This is a genomic window from Marivita sp., from assembly GCF_965656765.1.
Taxonomy (GTDB): domain Bacteria; phylum Pseudomonadota; class Alphaproteobacteria; order Rhodobacterales; family Rhodobacteraceae; genus Marivita.
In genome coordinates this window covers 126,673-148,507 of record NZ_CBFHLV010000002.1, presented here as the reverse complement: position 1 = coordinate 148,507, position 21,835 = coordinate 126,673, and the positions used below count along the sequence as shown (strand labels likewise).

The 21,835-nt window shown below is 57.9% G+C and carries 17 protein-coding genes and 1 pseudogene; 11 read left to right on the top strand and 7 right to left on the bottom strand.

The genetic code is table 11. From position 1 onward, the window contains the following. The first annotated feature begins 81 nt into the window (after positions 1 to 81). Positions 82 to 645, top strand: coding sequence for a gamma-glutamylcyclotransferase family protein (locus ACTG4M_RS01635; RefSeq protein ID WP_439121884.1), 564 nt, complete (start codon positions 82 to 84; stop codon positions 643 to 645). Further along, entirely contained in the window at positions 645 to 1,892 is a 1,248-nt protein-coding gene (locus ACTG4M_RS01630; protein ID WP_439121883.1) for a DUF2254 domain-containing protein, read from the top strand. The genes ACTG4M_RS01635 and ACTG4M_RS01630 overlap by 1 nt, the downstream gene beginning before the upstream one ends. On the opposite strand, the gene gltX is transcribed toward ACTG4M_RS01630, so the two are convergent. After that, on the bottom strand, positions 1,889 to 3,226 hold the full coding sequence (gltX, locus tag ACTG4M_RS01625) for a glutamate--tRNA ligase (protein ID WP_439121882.1): 1,338 nt from the start codon (positions 3,224 to 3,226) through the stop codon (positions 1,889 to 1,891). The two genes, ACTG4M_RS01630 and gltX, sit on opposite strands and share 4 nt — an antisense overlap. A gap of 168 nt (positions 3,227 to 3,394) precedes the next feature. Between gltX and ACTG4M_RS01620 the strand changes: the two genes are divergently transcribed. Both ACTG4M_RS01620 and ACTG4M_RS01615 read left to right on the top strand, forming a co-directional pair. Continuing rightward, entirely contained in the window at positions 3,395 to 4,321 is a 927-nt protein-coding gene (locus ACTG4M_RS01620; protein ID WP_439121881.1) for an MBL fold metallo-hydrolase, read from the top strand. 42 nt (positions 4,322 to 4,363) lie between these two features. Continuing rightward, positions 4,364 to 4,756 (top strand): metallopeptidase family protein, encoded by a 393-nt coding sequence (locus tag ACTG4M_RS01615; protein WP_439121880.1) that lies wholly within the window; start codon positions 4,364 to 4,366, stop codon positions 4,754 to 4,756. Between the two features lie 48 nt (positions 4,757 to 4,804). Here the strand turns inward: ACTG4M_RS01615 and ACTG4M_RS01610 are convergent, their stop codons facing one another. Further along, positions 4,805 to 6,199 (bottom strand): MORN repeat-containing protein, encoded by a 1,395-nt coding sequence (locus tag ACTG4M_RS01610; RefSeq protein ID WP_439121879.1) that lies wholly within the window; start codon positions 6,197 to 6,199, stop codon positions 4,805 to 4,807. 155 nt (positions 6,200 to 6,354) lie between these two features. Between ACTG4M_RS01610 and ACTG4M_RS01605 the strand changes: the two genes are divergently transcribed. After that, entirely contained in the window at positions 6,355 to 8,016 is a 1,662-nt protein-coding gene (locus ACTG4M_RS01605) for an NAD+ synthase (protein ID WP_439121878.1), read from the top strand. A gap of 16 nt (positions 8,017 to 8,032) precedes the next feature. Here ACTG4M_RS01605 and hppD read toward each other — a convergent pair. Beyond that, positions 8,033 to 9,128 (bottom strand): annotated as a pseudogene (gene hppD, locus ACTG4M_RS01600) (4-hydroxyphenylpyruvate dioxygenase). A 126-nt stretch (positions 9,129 to 9,254) separates the two neighbouring features. Between hppD and ACTG4M_RS01595 the strand changes: the two are divergent. Beyond that, positions 9,255 to 9,722 carry an Lrp/AsnC family transcriptional regulator gene (locus ACTG4M_RS01595; RefSeq protein WP_439121877.1) on the top strand — a complete coding sequence of 156 codons (468 nt, stop codon included), beginning with the start codon at positions 9,255 to 9,257 and terminating at the stop codon, positions 9,720 to 9,722. Here ACTG4M_RS01595 and ACTG4M_RS01590 read toward each other — a convergent pair whose 3' ends face one another. Both ACTG4M_RS01590 and ACTG4M_RS01585 read right to left on the bottom strand, forming a co-directional pair. Next, positions 9,723 to 10,541: a trypsin-like serine peptidase gene (locus ACTG4M_RS01590; RefSeq protein ID WP_439121876.1), complete on the bottom strand. Its 819-nt coding sequence runs from the start codon at positions 10,539 to 10,541 to the stop codon at positions 9,723 to 9,725. Positions 10,542 to 10,628: 87 nt separating this feature from the next. Further along, on the bottom strand, positions 10,629 to 11,390 hold the full coding sequence (locus ACTG4M_RS01585) for an NAD kinase (protein ID WP_439121875.1): 762 nt from the start codon (positions 11,388 to 11,390) through the stop codon (positions 10,629 to 10,631). A 171-nt stretch (positions 11,391 to 11,561) separates the two neighbouring features. Between ACTG4M_RS01585 and glyA the strand changes: the two genes are divergently transcribed. Continuing rightward, complete coding sequence (glyA, locus tag ACTG4M_RS01580) at positions 11,562 to 12,857, top strand: serine hydroxymethyltransferase (protein ID WP_439121874.1); 1,296 nt, start codon at positions 11,562 to 11,564, stop codon at positions 12,855 to 12,857. A 318-nt stretch (positions 12,858 to 13,175) separates the two neighbouring features. Further along, positions 13,176 to 14,738: a 2-isopropylmalate synthase gene (locus tag ACTG4M_RS01575; RefSeq protein WP_439121873.1), complete on the top strand. Its 1,563-nt coding sequence runs from the start codon at positions 13,176 to 13,178 to the stop codon at positions 14,736 to 14,738. Positions 14,739 to 14,807: 69 nt separating this feature from the next. Here ACTG4M_RS01575 and ACTG4M_RS01570 read toward each other — a convergent pair whose 3' ends face one another. Then, entirely contained in the window at positions 14,808 to 17,255 is a 2,448-nt protein-coding gene (locus ACTG4M_RS01570) for a ligase-associated DNA damage response DEXH box helicase (protein ID WP_439121872.1), read from the bottom strand. A gap of 104 nt (positions 17,256 to 17,359) precedes the next feature. Between ACTG4M_RS01570 and ACTG4M_RS01565 the strand changes: the two genes are divergently transcribed. Continuing rightward, a complete protein-coding gene (locus tag ACTG4M_RS01565; protein WP_439121871.1) occupies positions 17,360 to 18,547 on the top strand; it encodes an MFS transporter in 1,188 nt (395 codons plus the stop codon). Positions 18,548 to 18,576: 29 nt separating this feature from the next. Here the strand turns inward: ACTG4M_RS01565 and ACTG4M_RS01560 are convergent, their stop codons facing one another. Beyond that, entirely contained in the window at positions 18,577 to 19,167 is a 591-nt protein-coding gene (locus ACTG4M_RS01560; protein WP_439121870.1) for a riboflavin synthase, read from the bottom strand. Positions 19,168 to 19,274: 107 nt separating this feature from the next. Between ACTG4M_RS01560 and ACTG4M_RS01555 the strand changes: the two genes are divergently transcribed. Together ACTG4M_RS01555 and ACTG4M_RS01550 are read left to right on the top strand one after the other, a co-directional pair. After that, a complete protein-coding gene (locus ACTG4M_RS01555; RefSeq protein WP_439121869.1) occupies positions 19,275 to 20,582 on the top strand; it encodes a capsule biosynthesis protein in 1,308 nt (435 codons plus the stop codon). A 142-nt stretch (positions 20,583 to 20,724) separates the two neighbouring features. Next, complete coding sequence (locus ACTG4M_RS01550; RefSeq protein WP_439121896.1) at positions 20,725 to 21,831, top strand: polysaccharide biosynthesis/export family protein; 1,107 nt, start codon at positions 20,725 to 20,727, stop codon at positions 21,829 to 21,831. The last annotated feature ends 4 nt before the right edge of the window (positions 21,832 to 21,835 follow it).

Below are 21,835 nucleotides of genomic sequence, written 5' to 3'. Positions count from 1 at the left end.
TTTTACATCGGTTGGCCAAGCCTACCCATTCGTGCAAAGTTGTCTTTGATATACATCAACCGTTCAAGAGCAGATAGCCTCGTGAAACACCCGCATTTTTTTGGTTACGGATCGCTGGTTAACCGCAACACCCACGATTTCACGCCAATCCACACGTCGCAAATCACTGGCTGGCGGCGTATCTGGCAACGTGCCCCAAACCGGCAAGTCGCGTACCTGTCGGTCATTGCGGACCCGGATGCACTGATTGACGGGGTCATTGCACCAGTCCTCAACGACGATTGGGTGGCGCTGGATGCGCGTGAATTTTCGTATGCGCGGCTGGCGGTAACAGATGCGGTGACTCATGGCGCAACAGATGTGCGGGATATCTCAATCTACGCCATTCCGCCCGGTCAATCTGCCCTGCCGGACACCGAGCACCCGATCCTACTGAGCTATGTAGACGCTGTCTTGCAAGGCTACCTCCACGAATTTGGCGAGGCTGGCGCGCAACATTTCATGCATACCACCGAAGGCTGGTGCACCCCGGTTCGCAATGACCGTGCCGCACCGATATATCCCCGCGCGCAAACTCTAACAGCGTCTGAACGTAGCTTTGTCGATGACATGCTGCTAAGCGTCCGCGCCAAGGTGTTTGCCTGATGCGGGAACGGATCTGGCTTTGGTTCAAACGCTTGTGGCGGCGTCCAGGCTTTAGGATCTCGGCCTTCGGCAGCGTGGCCTTGCTGGTCGCGCTGATTGCGCCGCTGCTGGATCGATCCATTCCGGACGCCCTGGTTGACCGCTTTTCGCGAGAAGCAGTGTTGCCGATCCTGAACATCCTCGCGTCCTCGATGCTGGCGGTCACAACGTTCTCATTGGGTATCATGGTACAAGCGTTTCGCTCTGCTGCCGGGCAAGCCACGCCGCGGGTGTACCGGCTGTTGATGCAGGACATGACTACACTCAACGTGATGTCTGTGTTTGTTGGGGCATTCCTGTTTTCTCTGGCGTCGATCGTGATGTTTCGCGCTGGGTTTTATGGCGATTCCGCTGCGGTAATCGTGTTTGCGATGACAATGGTTTGCATCGTCCTCATCGTCATCGCCATCCTGCGCTGGATTGCACATTTAAGCCAATTGGGTAGTTTGCATCATACGTTGACGATGGTCGAAAAGGCCGCCAAGCCGCCTCTCGACCGGCTGGCCAAAACCCCTAATCTGGGCGCACGCGCGGCCAGCGACGCCCCTCGCGCGCCAAAAGATTCCACGCCGATCCTGTCACCTAAATCGGGCTTTGTGCAATTCATCAGCTTGGCCGAATTGAACGAACAGCTCGACAGCAAAGATGCAACACTTTGGGTTTACACGCCTCCGGGCAGTTGGGTTTTGAAGGACACACCCGTGGCCTATCTCGATGGAGATTGCGATCCAGATACGCTGATCGATAACTTTACATTGGGCGATGAACGCACCGTCGAACAAGACGCGCGCTTTGGGCTTGTGATCTTGTCCGAGGTAGCATCGCGAGCATTGTCGCCAGGGGTCAACGACCCCGGCACGGCGATTGACGTGATCCACCGGATCGAACGGATCTTGTGGGATTTAGGACAAGGCATGTCTGTCGAAGATCGCAACACTGAAACCCAATATGATCGCGTGATTGTGGGCACCGTTTCCGCCAGCGACCTGATGCATGACGGATTTGCCAGCTTAATGCAGGACGGTGGCGGCCGGTTTGATGTCATGGCTCAGATGCTCAAGGCCGCAAATCGTCTCAGCAAAAGCGACTGGTCAGATCTGGCCAAGGCCGCTGAAGAGACCCGCGATACGACACTGGGCTTGATCGAACGCCGGATCGAAGATCCGGATGCGGTCAAAGCCCTGCACCAAAAGGCGAAAGAGACTTAGGCCTTCGCCAGTTTCCGCGCCGGGATCGTCTGCAACAAAGGCAACAGATCTGCCATCTCCGGTCCGCGCTCTTGTCCGGTCAGCGCTTTCCGCAGCGGCATGAACAGCCCTTTGCCTTTGCGACCTGTGGCTTCTTTCACGGCACTGGTCCAGTTGCTCCATGCGTCAGACCCGAGCGGCCCTTCGGGCAGCAGCGCCATTGCTTCGGCGATGAACTCTGCATCCTCGTCCGCAACCGTTGGTTCGGCCCCTTTGGAGCACAAATCCCACCACGCCGCGATATCGTGGCGGGTGGTGATGTTTTCTCGTGCAACGGTCCAGAACGCCTCGGCCTTGTCCTCGGGCACGCCCAAGGCGTTCAGATCAGGTTTTATCGTCGTGTAATCCATGGCGTGCAGTTTGCGCGCGGTCAGAGGGAACAGGTCGTTGAAGTCGAACTTGGTCGGCGCTGACCCAAACTGGTTAAGGTCGAATCCCTCTGCGATCTCATCCAGTGTCATGCGCAATTCCACCGGCTGCGAAGATCCAAGCCGCGCCATCAGGCTTAACAACGCCTCAGGTTCGATCCCTTGCTCGCGCAGATCGCGCAGCGCCAGCGTGCCCAGACGCTTAGACAGCGATTCACCCTGCGGCCCAGTCAAAAGCGAGTGGTGTGCAAAGGACGGCACAGAGCCACCCAGCGCGCGAATGATCTGGATCTGCGTCGCAGTGTTGGTCACATGGTCCGATCCGCGCACGACATGGGTCACACCCATTTCAGTGTCATCTACAACAGATGCCAGCGTGTAAAGGATCTGACCGTCTGCACGGATCAACACAGGGTCACTGACACTGGCTGCATCAATGGAAATATCGCCCAATATACCATCTGGCCATTCGATCCGTTCCTGGTCCAGCTTGAAACGCCAAACGCCGTCGCCTCGCTCGGCGCGCAGGGCCTCCTTTTCGGCATCTGACAACGCCAAAGCGGCACGGTCATAGACCGGCGGCTTGCCCATGTTCAGTTGTTTCTTGCGCTTGAGGTCCAACTCGGTCGGCGTCTCGAACGCCTCATAGAACCGCCCCATCGCGCGCAGTTCCTCGGCAGCGTTGTGGTAGCGATCCAACCGTTCGGATTGCCGTTCAACGCGATCCCATGTCAGACCCAACCATTCCAGATCCCGCTTGATCGCGTCGACGTATTCTTCCTTCGACCGCTCGGGATCGGTGTCGTCGATCCGCAAGATGAATGTGCCACCCGATTTGCGGGCGATCAGATGGTTGAACAAAGCGGTGCGCAGATTGCCAACGTGGATGTAACCGGTGGGCGACGGCGCAAAACGGGTGGTTGTCATGGGATGCATCTCCTGTTGCTGCGCGCTTTCCCATACCGGGATGGTTTTGTCCAGAAAGCCGCGCACCAACCCCGTGCGTCACTGCACAGTCACGAAGGCGTGAAAGATAAAGCTTCCGGTCTTTTTTCCGCTACCTTCTGCCGCAGTCCTAACAGGGGAGAGACCACAATGTCCGATTTTTCAATGTCACGCCGCGCAATGCTTGCCGGTGCCGCTGCGATGCCGATGGCTGCAGGTTTAGGCGCAACCAAGGCAAGCGCTGCCGGCCACATGCAGGGCGCGCAGGTTCCGCGTGTAAACCGGTTTGGTATCGGCGACTTCGAAGTCACAACGATGCTCGTTGGTAGTCGCACAGTCGAAGATCCGCAGGGCATCTTTGGCATGAATGTCGATGCCGACACCTTTGCCGAAGTATCAAACGAGGCGCACATTCCCGTCGATAAGGCGCAGTTCTTCTTCACGCCAACATTGGTGAACACCGGCTCCGAGCTGATCTTGTTCGACACCGGTCTCAATGGTGCCGCCACATCTCAGGCGGTTGAGATGGCAGGCTATTCGGCAGATGCCGTGACCCATGTCGTACTGACCCACATGCATGGTGACCATATTGGTGGCCTGATGACCGACGGGGCAGAAACATTCTCGAACGCCGCCTATATCACCGGCCAAGTGGAGTTCGATCATTGGTCGGCAGCAGGGAACGAAGGCTTCGACAACAATGTCGCGCCATTGGCGGAAAAGATGTCGTTCCTCGGTGATGGTGGCAGCGTCACCTCAGGCATCACCGCGATGGCCGCGTTTGGGCACACGCCGGGTCACATGACTTACATGCTCGACAGCAATGATCAGCAGTTTCTGATCTTTGCCGATCTTGCCAACCACTATGTCTGGTCGCTGGCGCACCCGGATTGGGAAGTGCGGTTTGATATGGACAAGGCCGCCGCCGCAGCGTCGCGCCGCAATGTGCTGGGAATGCTGGCTGCCGACGACGTCCCGTTCATCGGCTATCACATGCCGTTCCCCGGTGTCGGATATGTCGAAACACGCGGTGACGGCTTTCACTACGTCCCGCACAGCTATCAGCTGATGCTCTGATCATCGCTTGACGCGGTCACACGACACGGTGCTGATACGCACATGACCGAACAAGACGATATCGACGACATTACACGCTACGCCGAGGCAGCTCTGAACAGGCTGCCTTTGCAGTTCAGAGAGCTGTGTCAGCACGTTTTGCTTCAGGTCACCGACTGGCCCCCCAATGATGTGTTGGCCGACCTTGAGATAGATGATCCGCTGGAATTGACCGGGCTATATGACGGCATACCGCTGACTGAGAAATCGGCAGGCGACCCATCACCGTTTCCCGATCAGGTTTGGCTTTATGCCGAACCGATCCTCGCTGAGTGGCGCGACCGGAAATCAGTGACGCTTCAAGACTTGGTAACGCATATCGTCGTCCACGAAATCGCACATCACTTTGGCTGGAGCGATCGTGAGATTGCTACGGTAGACCGCTGGTGGGAATAACCGGGGCAAAGTTTGCAAACCCTTGCCCCTAATTTGCAAACCGCGCCTTTATCCGTCCGTCAGCGCACCATTGACCCATTCGCCCGTGGCCTCTTCGCCTGACGCATAGCGCATGGTGCCAGCACCCTGACGTTTGCCGTCAAGGAACATCCCCTCGTAGACATCGCCATTGGCATAGGTTGCAACACCCTCACCGCTGATTTCACCGTTCTGCCATTCGCCTACGTATTTGAAACCGTCAGCCATCGTGATCTCACCCTGACCGCTGCGCTGTCCGTCTGCGAACTGACCGACATAAACAGTCCCATCCGTATAGGTCGCCGTGCCTTGCCCAGCGCGTTTGCCGTCCAGCCATTCGCCTTCGTACTTGTAGCCATCAGGGTATGTCATCACGCCGTAGCCGTGATTGCGGGCGTTCTTGAACTCACCCTCGTAGATCAGCCCATTGGCATAGACTGCACGTCCTTTGCCGTCGATCACCCCGTCGACCCATGCCCCTTCGTAAGTCGAGCCATCGGGATAGGTGATTTTGCCCTCACCGTTTGCCAAATCACCACGGAACTGGCCCTCGTAAACAGACCCGTCCGGATACGTGACCTTGCCGGAGCCTTCGATCTGCCCTGCAACCCATGCGCCCTCGTAGCGATAGCCGTCCGTGCCAATAAACGTACCCTGCCCGTGGCGCAGATCATCTTTGAAGTCGCCCTCGTAGATATCGCCATTGGCATAAAGCACCTTGCCCTGCCCGGCACGACGACCGGCGACAAGTTCGCCTTCGTAGACGTCGCCATTGCTTTGGGTCAGTGTACCGACCCCGTCAATCTGGCCGTCTTTCCACATGCCGTCATAGATCAGGCCGTCGGGCATCGTCAGCTTACCCTGCCCCTCGCGGTCGCCATCGGCCACGCGGCCTTCGTAGATGGACCCATCGGGATAAGTGATAGTGCCGTTGCCTTCCTTGACACCGTTGACCCAATCGCCTTCGTAGACATAGCCGCCGGGGCTTTGCATGGTGCCCCGCCCATGGTGCAGCGCATTGCGGAACGACCCTTCGTAGCGCACGCCATTGGCATAAAGCGCGACGCCCTGACCGGTGATCTTGCCGTCCAGCCACGATCCTTCGTAAGTGGAGCCATCAGCAAAGACGATCTTGCCGATCCCTTCGGGCTTGCCCTTCACAAACTGGCCTTCATACACCGACCCATTTGGAAAGCGCGCAACGCCATCGCCGCGGATTTCGCCATCGACCCATTCGCCGGTATATTCGTATCCGTTTGGCAATCGGTATGTCCCGGTGCCGTGCTGCAATCCGTTCAGGAACGTGCCTTCATAAACACCGCCATCGTCATATTGCTTGGTCTGAACGTCCCCGTCCTGCGCCTGTGCTTCGAAAGCTATGCTTAAGACGGCTGCGCCCAAAATGCCTGTAATGCCCGGTTTCATCTGTCTGCTATCCCACTCATGTCCGTTGCCATGACCCTGTTCCCGAAACCTAAGCGAGCCAGCGAGGTCAGACAACGCCTTATCCGACAAGATGCTTTCCCTCGCGCGGCGTTCTGCTATGTCACCGGCGATATCGGGAAAAGAAGGACCGCCCCATGTCGGACCGGTTTCGCATCACTCTGGCACAGCTGAACCCCATCGTGGGTGACCTTGTAGGCAATGCCGCCAAGGCACGCGCCGCGTGGGAAGAGGGCAAAGCGGCAGGTGCTGACCTTGTGGCGTTGCCCGAGATGTTCATCACTGGTTATCAGGCGCAAGATCTGATCGTGAAACCTGCCTTTGTAGCAGCCGTACAAGACGAACTGGCTTCCTTGGCCGAGGCCTGCGCAGATGGCCCTGCCCTGTCGATTGGCGGGCCGTGTGTTGGAGAAGACCTCAAACTGCACAACAGCTATTTCGTTCTGCAAGGCGGCAAGATCGCGTCTGTGGTGCACAAGTATTTCCTGCCGAATTTCAACGTTTTCGACGAAGTCCGCCTATTCTCGCGCGATATGATGCAGGGACCAGTGGCCATAAATGGCGTGCGCATCGGCATGCCCATTTGCGAGGATGCGTGGTATCCAGATGTGGTCGAGGCGCTTGAGGAAAGCGGCGCTGAGTTCATTCTTGTTCCCAACGGATCACCCTATTTTCGTGACAAGTTCGAGACCCGACTGAACCATATGGTCTCCCGCGTTGTAGAAAGCGGGTTGTCGCTGATTTACCTCAACATGGTCGGCGGTCAGGACGATCAGGTCTTTGACGGCGGGTCTTTTGTGCTGAACCCCGGCGGCATTCCAGCTGTGCAGTTGCCCGCCTTCGACGAAGTTATCAGCCAGGTCGACATGGAACGCACAGATGCGGGCTGGCGCGCAGCCAATGGCGATTTCACCCAGCACCCCGACGCGATGGAACAAGACTACCGCGTTATGGTTACGGCCTTGCGCGATTACATGGTCAAAACCGGTTTCAAGAAGGTGCTTCTGGGTCTCTCGGGCGGCATTGATAGCGCGATCGTCGCCACCATCGCGGTCGATGCGTTGGGCGCTGACAACGTGCGCTGCGTGATGCTTCCATCGGAATACACCTCGCAAGGGTCGCTTGATGATGCCAAGGCAGTGGCGGAAAACCTTGGCTGTCGGTACGATTTTTTACCAATTGGTAAAACCCGCGATGCAGTGACCGAAACGCTCGCTGCATTGTTCGAAGGAACCGAGGAAGGGCTGACCGAGGAAAACGTCCAGTCCCGCATCCGGGGCCTGTTGCTGATGGCGCTTTCGAATAAATTCGGAGAGATGCTTTTGACCACCGGCAACAAGTCCGAAGTCGCGGTGGGATATGCGACGATCTACGGCGACATGGCGGGCGGCTACAATCCGATCAAGGATATGTACAAAACCCGCATCTTCGACTGCTGCCGTTGGCGGAACGCGAACCACCAAAATTGGATGATGGGGCCAGAGGGCGCTGTAATCCCAGAGGCGATCATCACCAAACCGCCTTCGGCCGAATTGCGCGAGGATCAGAAAGACAGCGACTCGCTGCCCGACTATCCGGTGCTGGACGGCATCTTGAACATCCTTGTGGACGAAGATGGCGCTATCGCGGATTGCGTCGCCGCTGGATATGATCGCGACGATGCAAAACGGATCGAGCATCTGCTTTACATCAGTGAATACAAACGCTTTCAGTCTGCGCCAGGCGCCCGCCTGTCAAAGCGCGCGTTTTGGCTGGATCGGCGCTATCCCATCGTGAACCGCTGGCGCGACCCGAGCTAGGGACGCGCCGTGCAAGTCAGCTTGCCTTGAGTACACCGCGTTCGATTTGGTCGGCTTCAATTGATTCGAAAAGCGCTTTGAAGTTACCCTCACCAAACCCATCATCCCCCTTGCGTTGGATGAATTCGAAAAAGATCGGCCCGATCACAGTTTTTGAGAATATCTGAAGCAGGATGCGCGTTTCGCCGCCGCCGACGACACCTTCCCCATCGATCAGGATGCCGTGTTTCTTCATCCGGTCGATTGGCTCATCGTGACCGACGACGCGCTCCTTGCTCAGATCGTAATAGGCGTCCGGCGGTGCGGGCATGAATTTCAAACCACGCGACGCGATCTCGTCCACGGACTCGTAAATGTTCTTTGCGCCAACTGCGATGTGTTGAATGCCTTCGCCCTTGTAACGCTTGAGGTATTCGACGATCTGCCCAGTCTCGCCCCGGTCTTCGTTTATCGGGATTCGGATGCGCCCACAGGGCGAGGTCAAAGCGCGGCTTAACAGGCCAGTGAATTTGCCTTCGATGTCGAAAAAGCGAATTTCCTTGAAGCCAAAAATCTTACCGTAGAAATCGAACCACATGTCCATGTTGCCCTTGTGGACATTGTGCGTCAGGTGGTCGAGGTAGTGGAATCCGACACCTTCGGGATTGGCAGTCGCAACCCAATTGAATTCGGCGTTGTTAAGGGTTCTGGCCATAATACTGGTCGATGAAATAGATCAGCGATCCACCGATGCCGACAATCGCAGGCACATCCATCGCCTTGTCGTTGCCATCATAGGGCGTGGCACCAAGCATGACCGCGCGGTCATAGGCGTGTTTTGCATCGACCACGCGCCAGCCCATCGACGGGGCGCAGGGGCCGTGTTCGTCTACAAAGCGCATGGCGTGACTGCCAGGTTCGTTGTTCAGAACGTATGTGATATCGCCCTGTTGCCACAGCTCGATCTGCTTGGTTTTGTGCTTGGCGGTGCGGGTGTAGCCCATCTTGGTAAACAGTTCGCGCAGCGCATCCGGATCGGGGTGGGCAAACTCGACGAATTCGAACCCATCGGTTCCGGCGGGATTCTCGTTAGAGATCGTGGCTTTTGGTGCATCGTGTGGAAACGGACCCATAATATCCTCCTTGTTTGTCCAAAGGATAAGGTGGAACCGCTGCGGAGTGTGACTGATTACCGGTATACATCGCGCCAAATGTGCGCAAAATTTGCATCACTTAATTAAATCATACATGATTCACGCATGAATACACTGGACCCAAAAGATCTGAAGCTGCTTGCGCGATTGCAAAAGGACGGCCAGACCCCAGCGCAGGAACTGGCTGACCATCTGGGTATGTCCGCCTCTCAGATCAGCCGTCGCCGTCAGAGGCTCGAGTCTGAAGGCTACATCATCGGCACGCCCTGCCGGTTGAACCCCGCGCGGCTGAACCTGAACGTGCAGGCCTTCATCCAGGTCGAGACACGGGCACAGAGCAACGGCACGCACCAGTCGATCAAGCGGCTGGTCTCGACCACACCTGAGATTGTCGCGGCATGGACGCTGACCGGCGAGGCCGATTACATCTTTCGGGTCTATTGCACCGATCTGGCTGCTCTTAATCGGCTGGTGCAGGACGTGCTATTGCCGCACGACTCAATTGGACGGGTGCACAGCCAGATCGTGATGGATCAGGTCAAAGACGACACGGCCCTGCCCCTTCCAAGGTGATCAATCGACTTTCACGAACCGGGCTCCACCGGTTGACGAGCGATGCCCAACCGTTACGCGCTTGGCCCCAGCGCTGACAGGTGCGCGCGCCGCATCGTTACGCATGTCACGCATCATTGCAGAGACTGTTTGCGGCAGTGACATGCCAATCGCTTCTTTGTCGGCACCCGGCGCCGTCGACATCATCGACACCACCGACACGATGCGCAAAAGCCCCTGATCGTTTACGAAGACAGGCGCACCAGAGGATCCGTAGGTCACATCGCAGTCAAAGGTCATCACCCCACCGAGGTAGGTTTCCTTGTGCCGGCAACCGGACTCGCGTTGCAACGATGTGTTGCGACCACGTCCGTAGGACACGAGGATCACTGGCCCAGACGCCATCGCTCGGTCGTGGACTTTGAAAGGTTCCGCCTCAGTGCTGAAGATCGGACTATTGAGCCGCAACAGCGCAAGATCATTGCGGACCTGATCGGTCAAAGAGGCTTCAACAGCGCCAATATAGCCATCGGCCAGAACGATCTTTTCAATCTTGCGGGTGGCGGCTGTAAAATCATGGGTCAAACCCGCATGGAACCGCATTCGCGCGACGGGCAATACGGATTGCTTGCTGGCATCGACAACACAATGCGCAGCCGTCAACACCAGATCGCGCGCAATCAATGTACCAGTGCAGGTGCCGCTTGATGTGTCCAGCCGGCCTACACCCTCCCAACCCAGAACCTCACCGCGATGGTCCAGCCGGTCCCGTTCTTGCGAAGCTGCTACACTTGGGCTCAGCATCAGTGCCGCGAAAAGAAATATCTTAAAGAAGCGCATCCAAACCTGCCCTCTGCCATCAACTGCGAAGGCAGAATAATCGGTCGAAATGGCACAAGATGGGCAGTTTTGCGACGACACCGCGCCTTAGACGAACTGTTCGCGGATCAGCCTTTCCTCGAGCCCGTGCCCCGGATCAAAGAGTACTCGGTGGGCTATGGAGGGCTCGGACCGTATGTCGACCCGCACCACGTCACGCACCGCGCGCGCATCAGCTTCGGCCATCACCGGACGTTTGTCGGGGTCGAGCACTTCAAACGTGACTTCGGCGGTTTTGGGCAAAAGCGCGCCACGCCATCGGCGAGGCCGAAACGCAGCCATAGCGGTCAGCGCCAGAACATCCGACCCAATGGGAAGAATGGGTCCGTGAGCCGAATAGTTGTAGGCAGTGGACCCGGCAGGCGTGGCGACCAGCGCCCCGTCGCAGACCAGTTCGGACATCCGGACCTTTCCATCGACGCTGATCCGAAGACGGGCCGCTTGCGGGCCCGCCCGGAGGAGCGACACTTCGTTGATTGCCAACGCGCGCTGCGTCGTGCCGTCTTTGGTGATGGCGGTCATCGACAGCGGGTTGATCACCTCTTCCTGTGCCTGCTTGAGGCGCGTTTCGAGGTCATGCTCCGAGTATTCGTTCATCAAGAACCCGACAGTGCCACGATTCATACCGTATACGGGCGCGGCCAGATTCTGTGTACGGTGCAACGTCGCCAGCATGAACCCGTCACCGCCCAAAGCCACGATGACATCGGCGCCGTCTTCGTTGTGATCGCCATAACGACGGGACAGACCAGCCTTGGCAGATTGGGCAATCGGCGCTGAACTGGCGGCAAAAGCGATGCGCAATGACATGAGAATTGTGTTCCTATCGGGGTCGTGCCGTTCTGAAACAAGCACAAACACGTGGCCCACACCAGCCATGGCGCAGCTTTGTCGCGTGTGGTCGCTTTCCAACCTTTGCCTTTTGCCACATTTCAGATACGTAGTCGCCAACTCAAAACCCGCTTCCAGGAGGCTCTGCCCATGAACGCCCCGCACCGCGAAACCGGCTTTTTCACCAAGTCGCTGGCTGACAGCGACCCGGACCTGTTTCAGTCGATCACCGACGAGCTGGGTCGCCAGCGCGACGAGATCGAACTCATCGCATCGGAAAACATCGTCAGCCGCGCCGTGATGGAGGCGCAAGGGTCGGTGATGACGAATAAATACGCAGAAGGGTATCCGGGCCGTCGCTATTACGGTGGATGTCAGTTCGTCGACGTGGCAGAAAACCTTGCCATTGAACGTGCGTGCGAACTTTTCGGCTGCGGCTTTGCGAATGTTCAGCCCAACTCTGGTTCTCAGGCGAACCAAGGCGTGTTCACCGCTCTGCTCAAGCCCGGTGACACGATCCTTGGCATGAGTCTTGATGCAGGTGGTCACCTCACCCACGGCGCGGCGCCGAACCAGTCGGGCAAGTGGTTCAACGCCATCCAGTACGGCGTGCGCAAAGAAGACAACCTGCTCGACTACGATCAGGTTCAGGCGCTTGCCACCGAACACCAGCCCAAGTTGATCATTGCCGGTGGTTCAGCCATTCCGCGTCAGATCGACTTTGCGAAGATGCGCGAGATCGCGGACTCCGTCGGCGCCTACCTGCATGTGGATATGGCACACTTTGCTGGTCTGGTGGCGGCAGGCGAGCACCCATCACCATTCCCGCATGCGCATGTTGCGACCACGACAACGCACAAAACGCTGCGTGGGCCCCGTGGAGGGATGATCCTGACGAATGACGAAGCGTTGGCCAAAAAGTTCAACTCGGCCATCTTCCCTGGCATTCAGGGTGGACCGCTGATGCATGTGATCGCGGCCAAGGCCGTCGCCTTTGGCGAAGCGTTGCGTCCGGACTTCAAAACCTATCAACAGAATGTCATCCGCAACGCACAGGCTTTGTCTGACCAGCTGATCAAGGGTGGGTTGGATACGGTGACACACGGCACAGACACGCATGTGGTTCTGGTCGACCTGCGGCCCAAGGGCGTGAAAGGCAACGCGACCGAAAAGGCGCTTGGTCGTGCGCATATCACCTGCAACAAGAACGGTGTGCCGTTTGATCCGGAAAAGCCGATGGTGACATCTGGGATTCGACTTGGCACACCCGCGGGCACAACACGCGGCTTTGATGAAGCCGAATTCCGCCAAATTGCCGATTGGATCATCGAAGTGACTGATGGTCTGGCTGCCAATGGTGAGGATGGAAATTCTGCGGTTGAAGAAAAAGTCCGTACTGAGGTCGCCGAGATGTGCGGTCGTTTCCCGATCTATCCCGACCTCTAGAATTTTATGGGATGGCCCAAGATTCTTCGTACGAAGAATCTCAGAGCCGCCAGTTAAGATTCCGACAACAAAAATGCGCGTCCAAGCACAGGGCGCGCATTTTTTTGTCTGACGGGTTTTCTTTCACAATTTGCTGCGTATAGTCCACCGCATGACACACGTGGCCCATATCGCAGAACTGACGCGCACTCGCGCGCCCCTTGCGCTTGCCACCCGTCTTCTCCTAATCCGCCTCTGAGCGCGGCCCACCCGGCGCGACCGCTCAGAGGATGACCGTTTCGCGCCGACGGATTTGGACAAGACAGAAAGATCAGAACAATGACGACGACAGATAAAGACCGAGTGGTCATCTTTGACACCACCTTGCGCGATGGTGAACAGTCCCCCGGCGCAACCATGACGCATGACGAAAAGCTCGAGATTGCCGAGCTGTTGGATGACATGGGTGTCGATATCATCGAGGCTGGGTTTCCAATCGCCTCAGAAGGTGATTTCCGTGCAGTGAGCGAGATCGCGCAACGCAGCAAGGATGCAGTGATCTGTGGTCTGGCCCGTGCGCAATTGCCGGATATCGACCGCTGCTGGGAGGCGGTTAAGCACGCGCAGAAGCCGCGTATTCACACGTTCATTGGCACGTCGCCCCTGCACCGTGCCATTCCAAACCTCACGATGGACGAAATGGCGGAACGGATCGAACAAACCGTAACCCACGCACGCAACCTGTGTGACAATGTGCAGTGGTCCCCGATGGACGCCACCCGCACCGAATGGGATTACCTTTGCCGCGTGGTCGAGATCGCCATCAAGGCGGGCGCCACAACGATCAACATCCCCGATACTGTTGGCTATACTGCACCCGTTGAGTCCGCCGATCTGATCCGGCGATTGATCGAAACAGTGCCTGGTGCAGACAAGGTGATCTTCGCCACGCATTGCCACAACGATCTTGGGATGGCGACTGCGAACGCTTTGGCCGCTGTCGAAGGCGGGGCGCGTCAGATCGAATGCACGATCAACGGCCTTGGCGAACGCGCGGGCAACACCGCGTTGGAAGAGGTCGTCATGGCGCTCAAGGTGCGTAACGACATCATGCCGTTCCACACCGGGATAGACACCAAGAAGATCATGCACATCTCGCGCCGCGTCGCGACGGTGTCTGGTTTCCCGGTGCAGTTCAACAAAGCAATCGTCGGCAAGAATGCTTTTGCGCACGAGTCGGGCATCCACCAGGACGGCATGCTCAAGAACGCTGAAACCTTCGAAATCATGCGCCCCGAGGACGTGGGTTTGGCGGGTACCTCTTTGCCTTTGGGCAAACACTCGGGCCGTGCCGCGTTGCGCGCAAAGCTGGGGGAATTGGGTGTCGAGGTTGGGGATAACCAGCTCAAGGACATCTTTGTTCGCTTCAAAGACCTGGCAGACCGCAAGAAAGAGGTGTTCGACGACGACATCCTCGCGCTGGTCACGGCGACAACTGAAGGTGACGACGCGCTGCAACTGGTAAACCTCAAGGTGCTTTGTGGCACTGGAGGCCCTGCCGAAGCGACTTTGGAAATGGAAATCAACGGCGAAGACAAATCCGCTGTCAGTGAAGGTGACGGCCCCGTAGATGCCACGTTTAAAGCCATCCGCATGTTGCACCCGAACAAGGCCCGGTTGCAGCTGTACCAGGTACATGCCGTGACCGAGGGCACCGATGCGCAAGCCACTGTGAGCGTGCGATTGGAAGAGGACGGCATGATTTCCACCGGCCAGTCAGCCGATACCGACACGGTTGTGGCGTCGGCCAAGGCGTATGTCCACGCGCTCAACCGACTCATCGTGCGGCGCGGGAAATCAGGCAAAGACGTCAAGGAAATCTCATACCGGGATGTAACTTAACAGGCGTGTGAGACAGACTCCCGGCCTACGTTTCCGCTGCGTGGGCCGGGAGCCTTTCCGTCACCAACCTCAATACGGAACGCGCCATTTCGGTTTGCTGGGCTCCGCCTCGACTTGGGCTAGTCCGCTGGTTTCCATCAAGCGCGCAACCTCTTCTTCCAGCAGCCTCTCGTCGGCCAACCCGCGAACCGGCACGCGACCCGGTTCCAGAAACAGAGGCGCCGCCAAGGGCGTCACCCGATCAAGGCGCAGCAGATCAATGCGGTCGCCAACGCGTTCGGCCATTTCACGGATGCGGCTGAAATCGACCAATCCGCGCATCGCCTCTTCGTGGGTGATTTGCATCAGCAGATGGTCAGGATCGTATTTGAGAAGCGTATCATAGAGAATATCCGACGACATGGTGGCCTGACGCCCAGACTTGCGCTGCCCGCCAAGATTGCGTTCGATCAGACCCGCGATGGTGGCCGACGCGCGGAAGGTGCGTTTCATAACTGCGTTGCCGGCAAGCCAACCTTCGAGGCCAGCTTCGAGCGCGGCCAGATCAAACAGCGGCGCAGGGTCTATGACCGCATCCAAACCCCAGATCAGAACAGCATAATCGGTGGCGACAAAGCCCATCGGGGCGAGCCCTTCCTCTTCCATTCGTTTGGTCAAGAGCAGTCCGAGCGTCTGCATCGCATTGCGCCCGGCAAAGCCATAAGCCACCAGTTGCTCGCGTCCGTCATGCGGGAAGCTTTCGATCAACAGCCGACCAGGTTCGGGCAAGCGGCTGACCCGGCGTTGCATCTGCAACCAGTCACGAGTGTGGCGCGGCAGGGCGGGCCAATCGTCCTGCTGAAACATGCGTACGATGCGATTGGACAGCTGGGTTGAGGTTGCAAATTTGGTACCCATGAAGGTCGCGATCTTGGGCTTGCGGCCTGGGTCTCGTGTGACCTCGACCATTAGCTCGCGCAGCCCTTCGTAGCGTACGATCTGTCCGCCGATCAGGAAGGTGTCGCCACGACTCAGAGTGGCCGCAAAGCCTTCCTCGATTTCGCCCAAAGGTGCGCCGCCCCTGCCCCGCCATTTGACCTTGAGCGTGTCGGTGTCTTGAATGGTGCCGATGTTCTGACGGATGCGCGCGGCAGACCGTGGGTCGCGCAGTTGCCAGCGGCCATCGGGCAATTGCTTGAGCCGTTGCCATTGATCATAGGCGCGCAAGGCGTATCCGCCGGTGGCGCAAAAGTTCAGGCAAGCATCAAAACCCTCGCGGCAGAGTTCCGCATAGGCCCCGGCTGCGGTCATCTCGACATAAAGCGCAGTGGCATCGAACGGGCCGGAACAGGCGGCAATCAGAATATGCTGGCAGAGCACGTCACGGGGGCCGCGTCCGCGCCATTCACCGTCAAGATCGTGGGCTTTAACTGCGTCCAAAGCGGCCACACACTCGACGACCTCGAACCGGTTGGCGGGCACCAAGAGCGCTTTGGACGGGGCATTGTAGCGGTGATTGGCGCGGCCGATCCGTTGCACAAGACGTTTGACGTTCTTGGGCGCACCAATCTGGATCACGAGATCCACATCGCCCCAGTCGATACCAAGGTCCAGCGATCCGGTGCAGACAATCGCCCGCAGGTCACCACGCACCATCGCCGCTTCGACTTTTTCGCGCTGACCGCGATCAAGGCTGCCATGATGTATGCCGATGGGCAAAGCATCTTCGTTGGCGAGCCAAAGATTGTGAAAAAAGAGCTCGGCCTGCGCGCGGGTGTTGTGAAAAATAAGCGTGGTCTTGTGTTTCTTGACCTGCTCCAGCACCGCCGGGATGGCATATTTCGCGCCGCCCCCGGACCAAGGCGGAGCTTCGTCCGTGACTAGCATGGAGATGTCCGGCTCTGGCCCCGGATCGGCCAATAACACTTCGCATGGGTCGGGGTGATGCGCGAGAAGTCGCGCGATGGCAGCCGGATCTTCAACCGTGGCCGACAGGCCCACGCGGCGCAGGTCAGGGCACATGGTTTGCAATCGTGCCAATGCGAGCATCAACTGATCACCGCGTTTGGACTCCGCCAAGGCGTGGATCTCGTCGACCACGACGCGCTGCACCCCTTTGAACATCCGCGGCGCGTCTTCGTAGCTGGTCAGCAAGGCCAGCGATTCTGGCGTTGTCAGCAAGATATGCGGCGGGTCGGCGCGTTGACGTTTCTTGATATGAGCTGACGTGTCTCCAGTGCGATCCTCTACCCGGATGGCCAACCCGGCCTCATTGATCGGCGTGCGCAAGTTGCGTTTGATGTCGGCGGCCAATGCCTTGAGCGGGCTGACATAGAGCGTGTGCACACCGTCACGCGGATGGTCAGCAAGTTCCGCAAGCGTTGGCAAAAACCCAGCCAGCGTCTTACCACCTCCAGTTGGCGCGATCAGCAGAAGGCACGGGTCTGCCGCGCGGTCCAGCATCTGTTGCTGATGCGGGTGGATCGTCCATCCCCGTGTATCGAACCAGGACTGAAGGGCTGTGGGCAAAGCGGTCATGCCCTCTACATATGCCGTGCCGGGACAAAGAAAAACGAACAACCTACATTGCAGGTCAGGCGCGTTTAACAGAATGTCTGCGCAGGTCCGAAAGGGTTGGTTCCATGCGCACGCCTCATCCGCTTTTGTTGACCCTGACCCTTTATCTTGCGGGGTTGGGGGCTGCTGGTCAGTTTGCAAAACTCGCAGTGAGTTTCGTTACCCTGACGCAGGTGTATTCCGGTCAAAGCGAGACTATTCTTGGGCTTGCTGTCAGCCTGATTAGCCTTGTCGGCTTGGTCCTTGGACTTGTGGCTGGAATCGTGGTGTCGCGTATCGGAGCACGTCGCGCTTTGGTTGCGGCACTGGCTTTGGGTGCGGTCATGTCTTTGTGGCAGGCCATGTTGCCGTCGCTTCCCGTATTCATGTTGAGCCGCGTGTTGGAGGGTGCTTCCCACCTTTTGATCGTAGTTGCGGCCCCGACACTGATCGCCGAGGCGACACCGGATCGATATCGCCCTGCAGCTTTGACATTATGGAGCACGTTTTTCGGGGTCGCGTTTGCCCTGACCGCCGTGATCGCGCCATGGGTGATTGCGCAAGGCGGATTGTCGCTTTTGATCGGTGCGCATGGTGTCTGGATGGCCGTGGCTTGCGTTGCGATCCTGTTGGTCTTGCCCCAGTCAATCATCACCACCGTCCCGTCCGGTGTGCAGGTGTCTGTTTGGCACCGTCATATCACAGCCTACGCAACACCCGGCATCGCGACGCCAGCGCTGGCTTGGCTGTGTTATACGCTGACATTTGTATCCGTCCTTACGGCATTGCCGCTGCTCACAGAAGGCGACGCCCCGACATGGTTGACCGCCATCGCGCCGCTGGTATCGATCGCCGTCGCGTTGACCGTCGGGGTTGCGATCCTGTCGCGTCGTCCGGCGCAACCAGTGGTGACGCTGGGCTTTGTTCTGTGTGCGGTTGTTACGATTCTGACCTTGGTGGTCGGGTTCACGACACTCAGCGTGTTGCTCTTGTTTGCTGCGATGGCGCTTGTTCAAAGCGCGGGTTTCGCCGTGGTGCCACAGATCAATGCCGATGCGCCGACACGGGCTTTGGCAAACGGTGCGCTGGCACAGATGGGAAACCTTGGCAATCTTAGCGGCACACCGCTTTTGATTGCGGTTTATCAGGGTGCGCCAGTGTTGGGCCCATTTCTGTTTTTGATCATGGCCTATGGCGTGGGTATTCTGGTCACTTGGCTGATCGGGCGGCGTGCGGTTGCTGCAATGGACGAGCGGCGGGTTTCGGGTGTCTGAAACAGAATGCGTGTTGACGCGTTCTGCGCCTAGCCCTGCATTTCGGCCAGTCGGGCGACGTAGCGCGCGAGCGTATCGATTTCGAGATTGACCTTATCGCCCACCTTGGACACGCCCCAAGTTGTGACCTCTTGCGTGTGCGGAATGATATTTACACCGAACCGAGTGTCTTCGACCTCGTTGACAGTCAGTGATGTACCATCCAAGGCCACCGACCCTTTTGGTGCTATGAAACGGGCCAAGCCGCGCGGAACGTCGAACACATAGCGTACACTGTCGCCTTCGGGGCGCATCTCGACTATTTCGGCAAGACCATCGACATGGCCCGACACGATATGCCCGCCAAGTTCATCCCCAACCTTGAGCGCACGTTCAAGGTTGATCTGTTGTCCCTCGACCCAAGCGCCGATGTTGGTTTTATCCAGGGTTTCCGCGCTGATTTCGACCTCAAACCAGTCGGGACCAAGCTGAACCACGGTTAGGCAGACACCACTGCAGGCAATGGATGCGCCGATTTCAATCCCTTGTGTATCGTACCGGGTGCCGATCCGGGCACGCAAATCTCCGCTGTGATGCAAGCTGCGGATGTCGCCTATGTCGGTTACGATACCGGTGAACATAATGGTGCCCTTATTGTCTCAGTTCACAGGACCGCCTGTGGATTTCTTTTCTCAGACGTCCGTCCCTTGTGATAACATCTGCACATTCCGAGGGATACTGCGCCGACATGACAAACACAACGGGCAAGCAAGAGCCACAGCGGCAGCGCGTTTTCCTGTTTCTGCAAGGGCCGCACGGCCCATTTTTCAGCGAGTTGGCTGACCGGATCAAGGAAACCGGAGCTGATTGCTGGCGCGTCGCGTTCAATGCCGGGGATGTATCTCGGTGGCGCGACGACACGACTTTACTGGCGTTCCGCGACCCAGTGTCGGACTGGCCGCAAAAAGCCAATGAGTGGATCAGCCAAACCAAGGCGACAGATCTCGTGCTGTACGGAGATGTGCGACGGCACCATGCCGAGGCGATTGCCGCTGCCCGCGCTACTGGGTTGACCATCCATGTGTTCGAAGAAGGGTATCTGCGGCCCTACTGGGCCACATACGAACGCGACGGGGCAAACGGCAATTCAAAGCTCATGCACATCACGCTCGACCAGATGGAACAGGCCCTTTCGCGGACTGCAGATGTACCCGCATTGCCACCGGACCGCTGGGGCGATTTGCGTATGCACATGATCCACGGCGCACTTTATCATTGGCATGTGCTGTTCCGAAATCAGTCCTTTCCGAACTATCGACCACATCGCGACCAAACCGTTGCCGAGGAATTCCGGCTTCAGGTTCTGCGATTGCTGCGCCGCCCGCGTCACATGGTTGAGCGCTGGATCACAACACGGCGTATCCGCAAAGGCGGTCGGCCGTACCATGTCGCGCTCCTTCAATTGGAACACGACGCCAGCTTTCAGGCGTTTTCCGACTTTGCATCGCAAACCGATTTTGTGGACCTGGTGATCGACGGATTTGCCAAAGGCGCGCCTGCGCATCATCGACTGGTGTTCAAGGCGCATCCTCTCGAAGATGGGCGCGCACCACTTGAAAGCACCATCCGCACCAGTGCAGCCAAACATGGCGTGTCGGACCGAGTGTATTTCGTGCGTGGCGGTAAGCTGGCCTATCTTCTGCAGGCTGCGCGATCAGCTGTGACTGTAAATTCAACATCGGCGCATCAGGCACTGTGGCGTGGGCTGCCGGTGCGTAGTTTCGGGATCAGCGTATATGACAAGCCAGGACTGGTGTCGCATCAGCCCTTGGATGCGTTCTTTGCCGACCCAATGCCACCTGATCCCGGAGCATATGCGATCTACCGGCAGTTTTTGCTTGAAACCAGCCAAATTCCCGGCGGGTTTTATTCAGCGAAGGGCCGGGCACAGTTGTTCCGACAGGTGGTTGATCGCATGCTGTCGCCCAACGCGCCTTATGATCTGCGGTTGAAGACCCGAGAGACCGAGGCGCAACAGTTGCAGGTTGTTCGCTGAGAACCACCAGTCCTAGTACTGGCCAAACTGACCAGATTCCGGTAGTTTAACAAAAAAATATAAACCGAGGCAGTCTATAACTGGTCGAGGAGACCGAGCAGTGTTCAGTACGAAATTCCGGTGGGCGCATCCCATCGCAGTGATGCTGTCGGCATCCTTACTTGCGTCTTGCGGCCTTCCCGGCGTCGGTCCGACGAAGAACCAAATTTACGCGGGCTCTGTTCAACGCGAGGGTGATGCCTTTGTCGTTGCGATCAATGATCGCGTGACCCGCACCACGGCCGTGGTTCCGGCGCTTGGCTTTTCCGATAAGCTGAAAAACGCGGGCGTTCAAAGCGCGGATATTATCCGACCCGGCGATATCTTGGGTCTGACAATCTGGGAAAACGTGGATGATGGTTTGCTCGCGGGCGAAGCGTCGAACGCGACGGCGCTGGAAAGCGTGCAGGTTGACGGGTCTGGATTTATCTTTGTGCCCTACGCTGGCCGGATCAAGGCGGCTGGCAATACACCCGAGGCAATCCGTAGGATAATCACACAAAAACTGGAAGATCAGACACCTGACCCTCAGGTTGAGGTGCGCCGCACCGCTGGCGATGGCGCGACTGTGTCGATCCTTGGCTCGGCTGGGGCGCAAGGTGTGTACCCGATCACGCGCCCGACCCGAACGCTGGCTTCAATGCTGGCAAGCGCTGGGGGTGTAGGCGAAGCAGCCGAAATCGCACAGATCACCCTGACCCGGGGCAATCACAGTGAAACGATCTGGTTCGAGGATCTTTACGACCATCCAGAGCTAGATATCGCATTGCGCGACGGGGACCGTATTCTGATCGAAGCAGATCAGCGATCCTTCACCGCATTGGGGGCCGCGGGAACACAGACCCGTATGACCTTTGAGACGCAGACCCTGTCGCTTGTCGAAGCGTTAGCACAGCTTGGCGGGTTGGCCCCGACCACTGCTGATCCTACGGGCGTTTTTGTCTTCCGCAATGAACCTGGCGACATTGCCAACGCTGTTCTTGGCCGGAGCGATTTGGTTGGCGCACAGCGGCTGATCTACGTGATGGATTTGACCGAACCCAATGGCCTGTTCATGGCCCGCGATTTCCTGATCCGCGACAGAGACACGATCTATGTCACCGAAGCGCCGATCGTTCAGTGGAACCGTACGATTGCGTCGATCACCGGCACACTGGGCGGTGCGCAAAGCCTAACAAGCGTGGCGACAGGCGGAACCACGACCGAGTAGACGG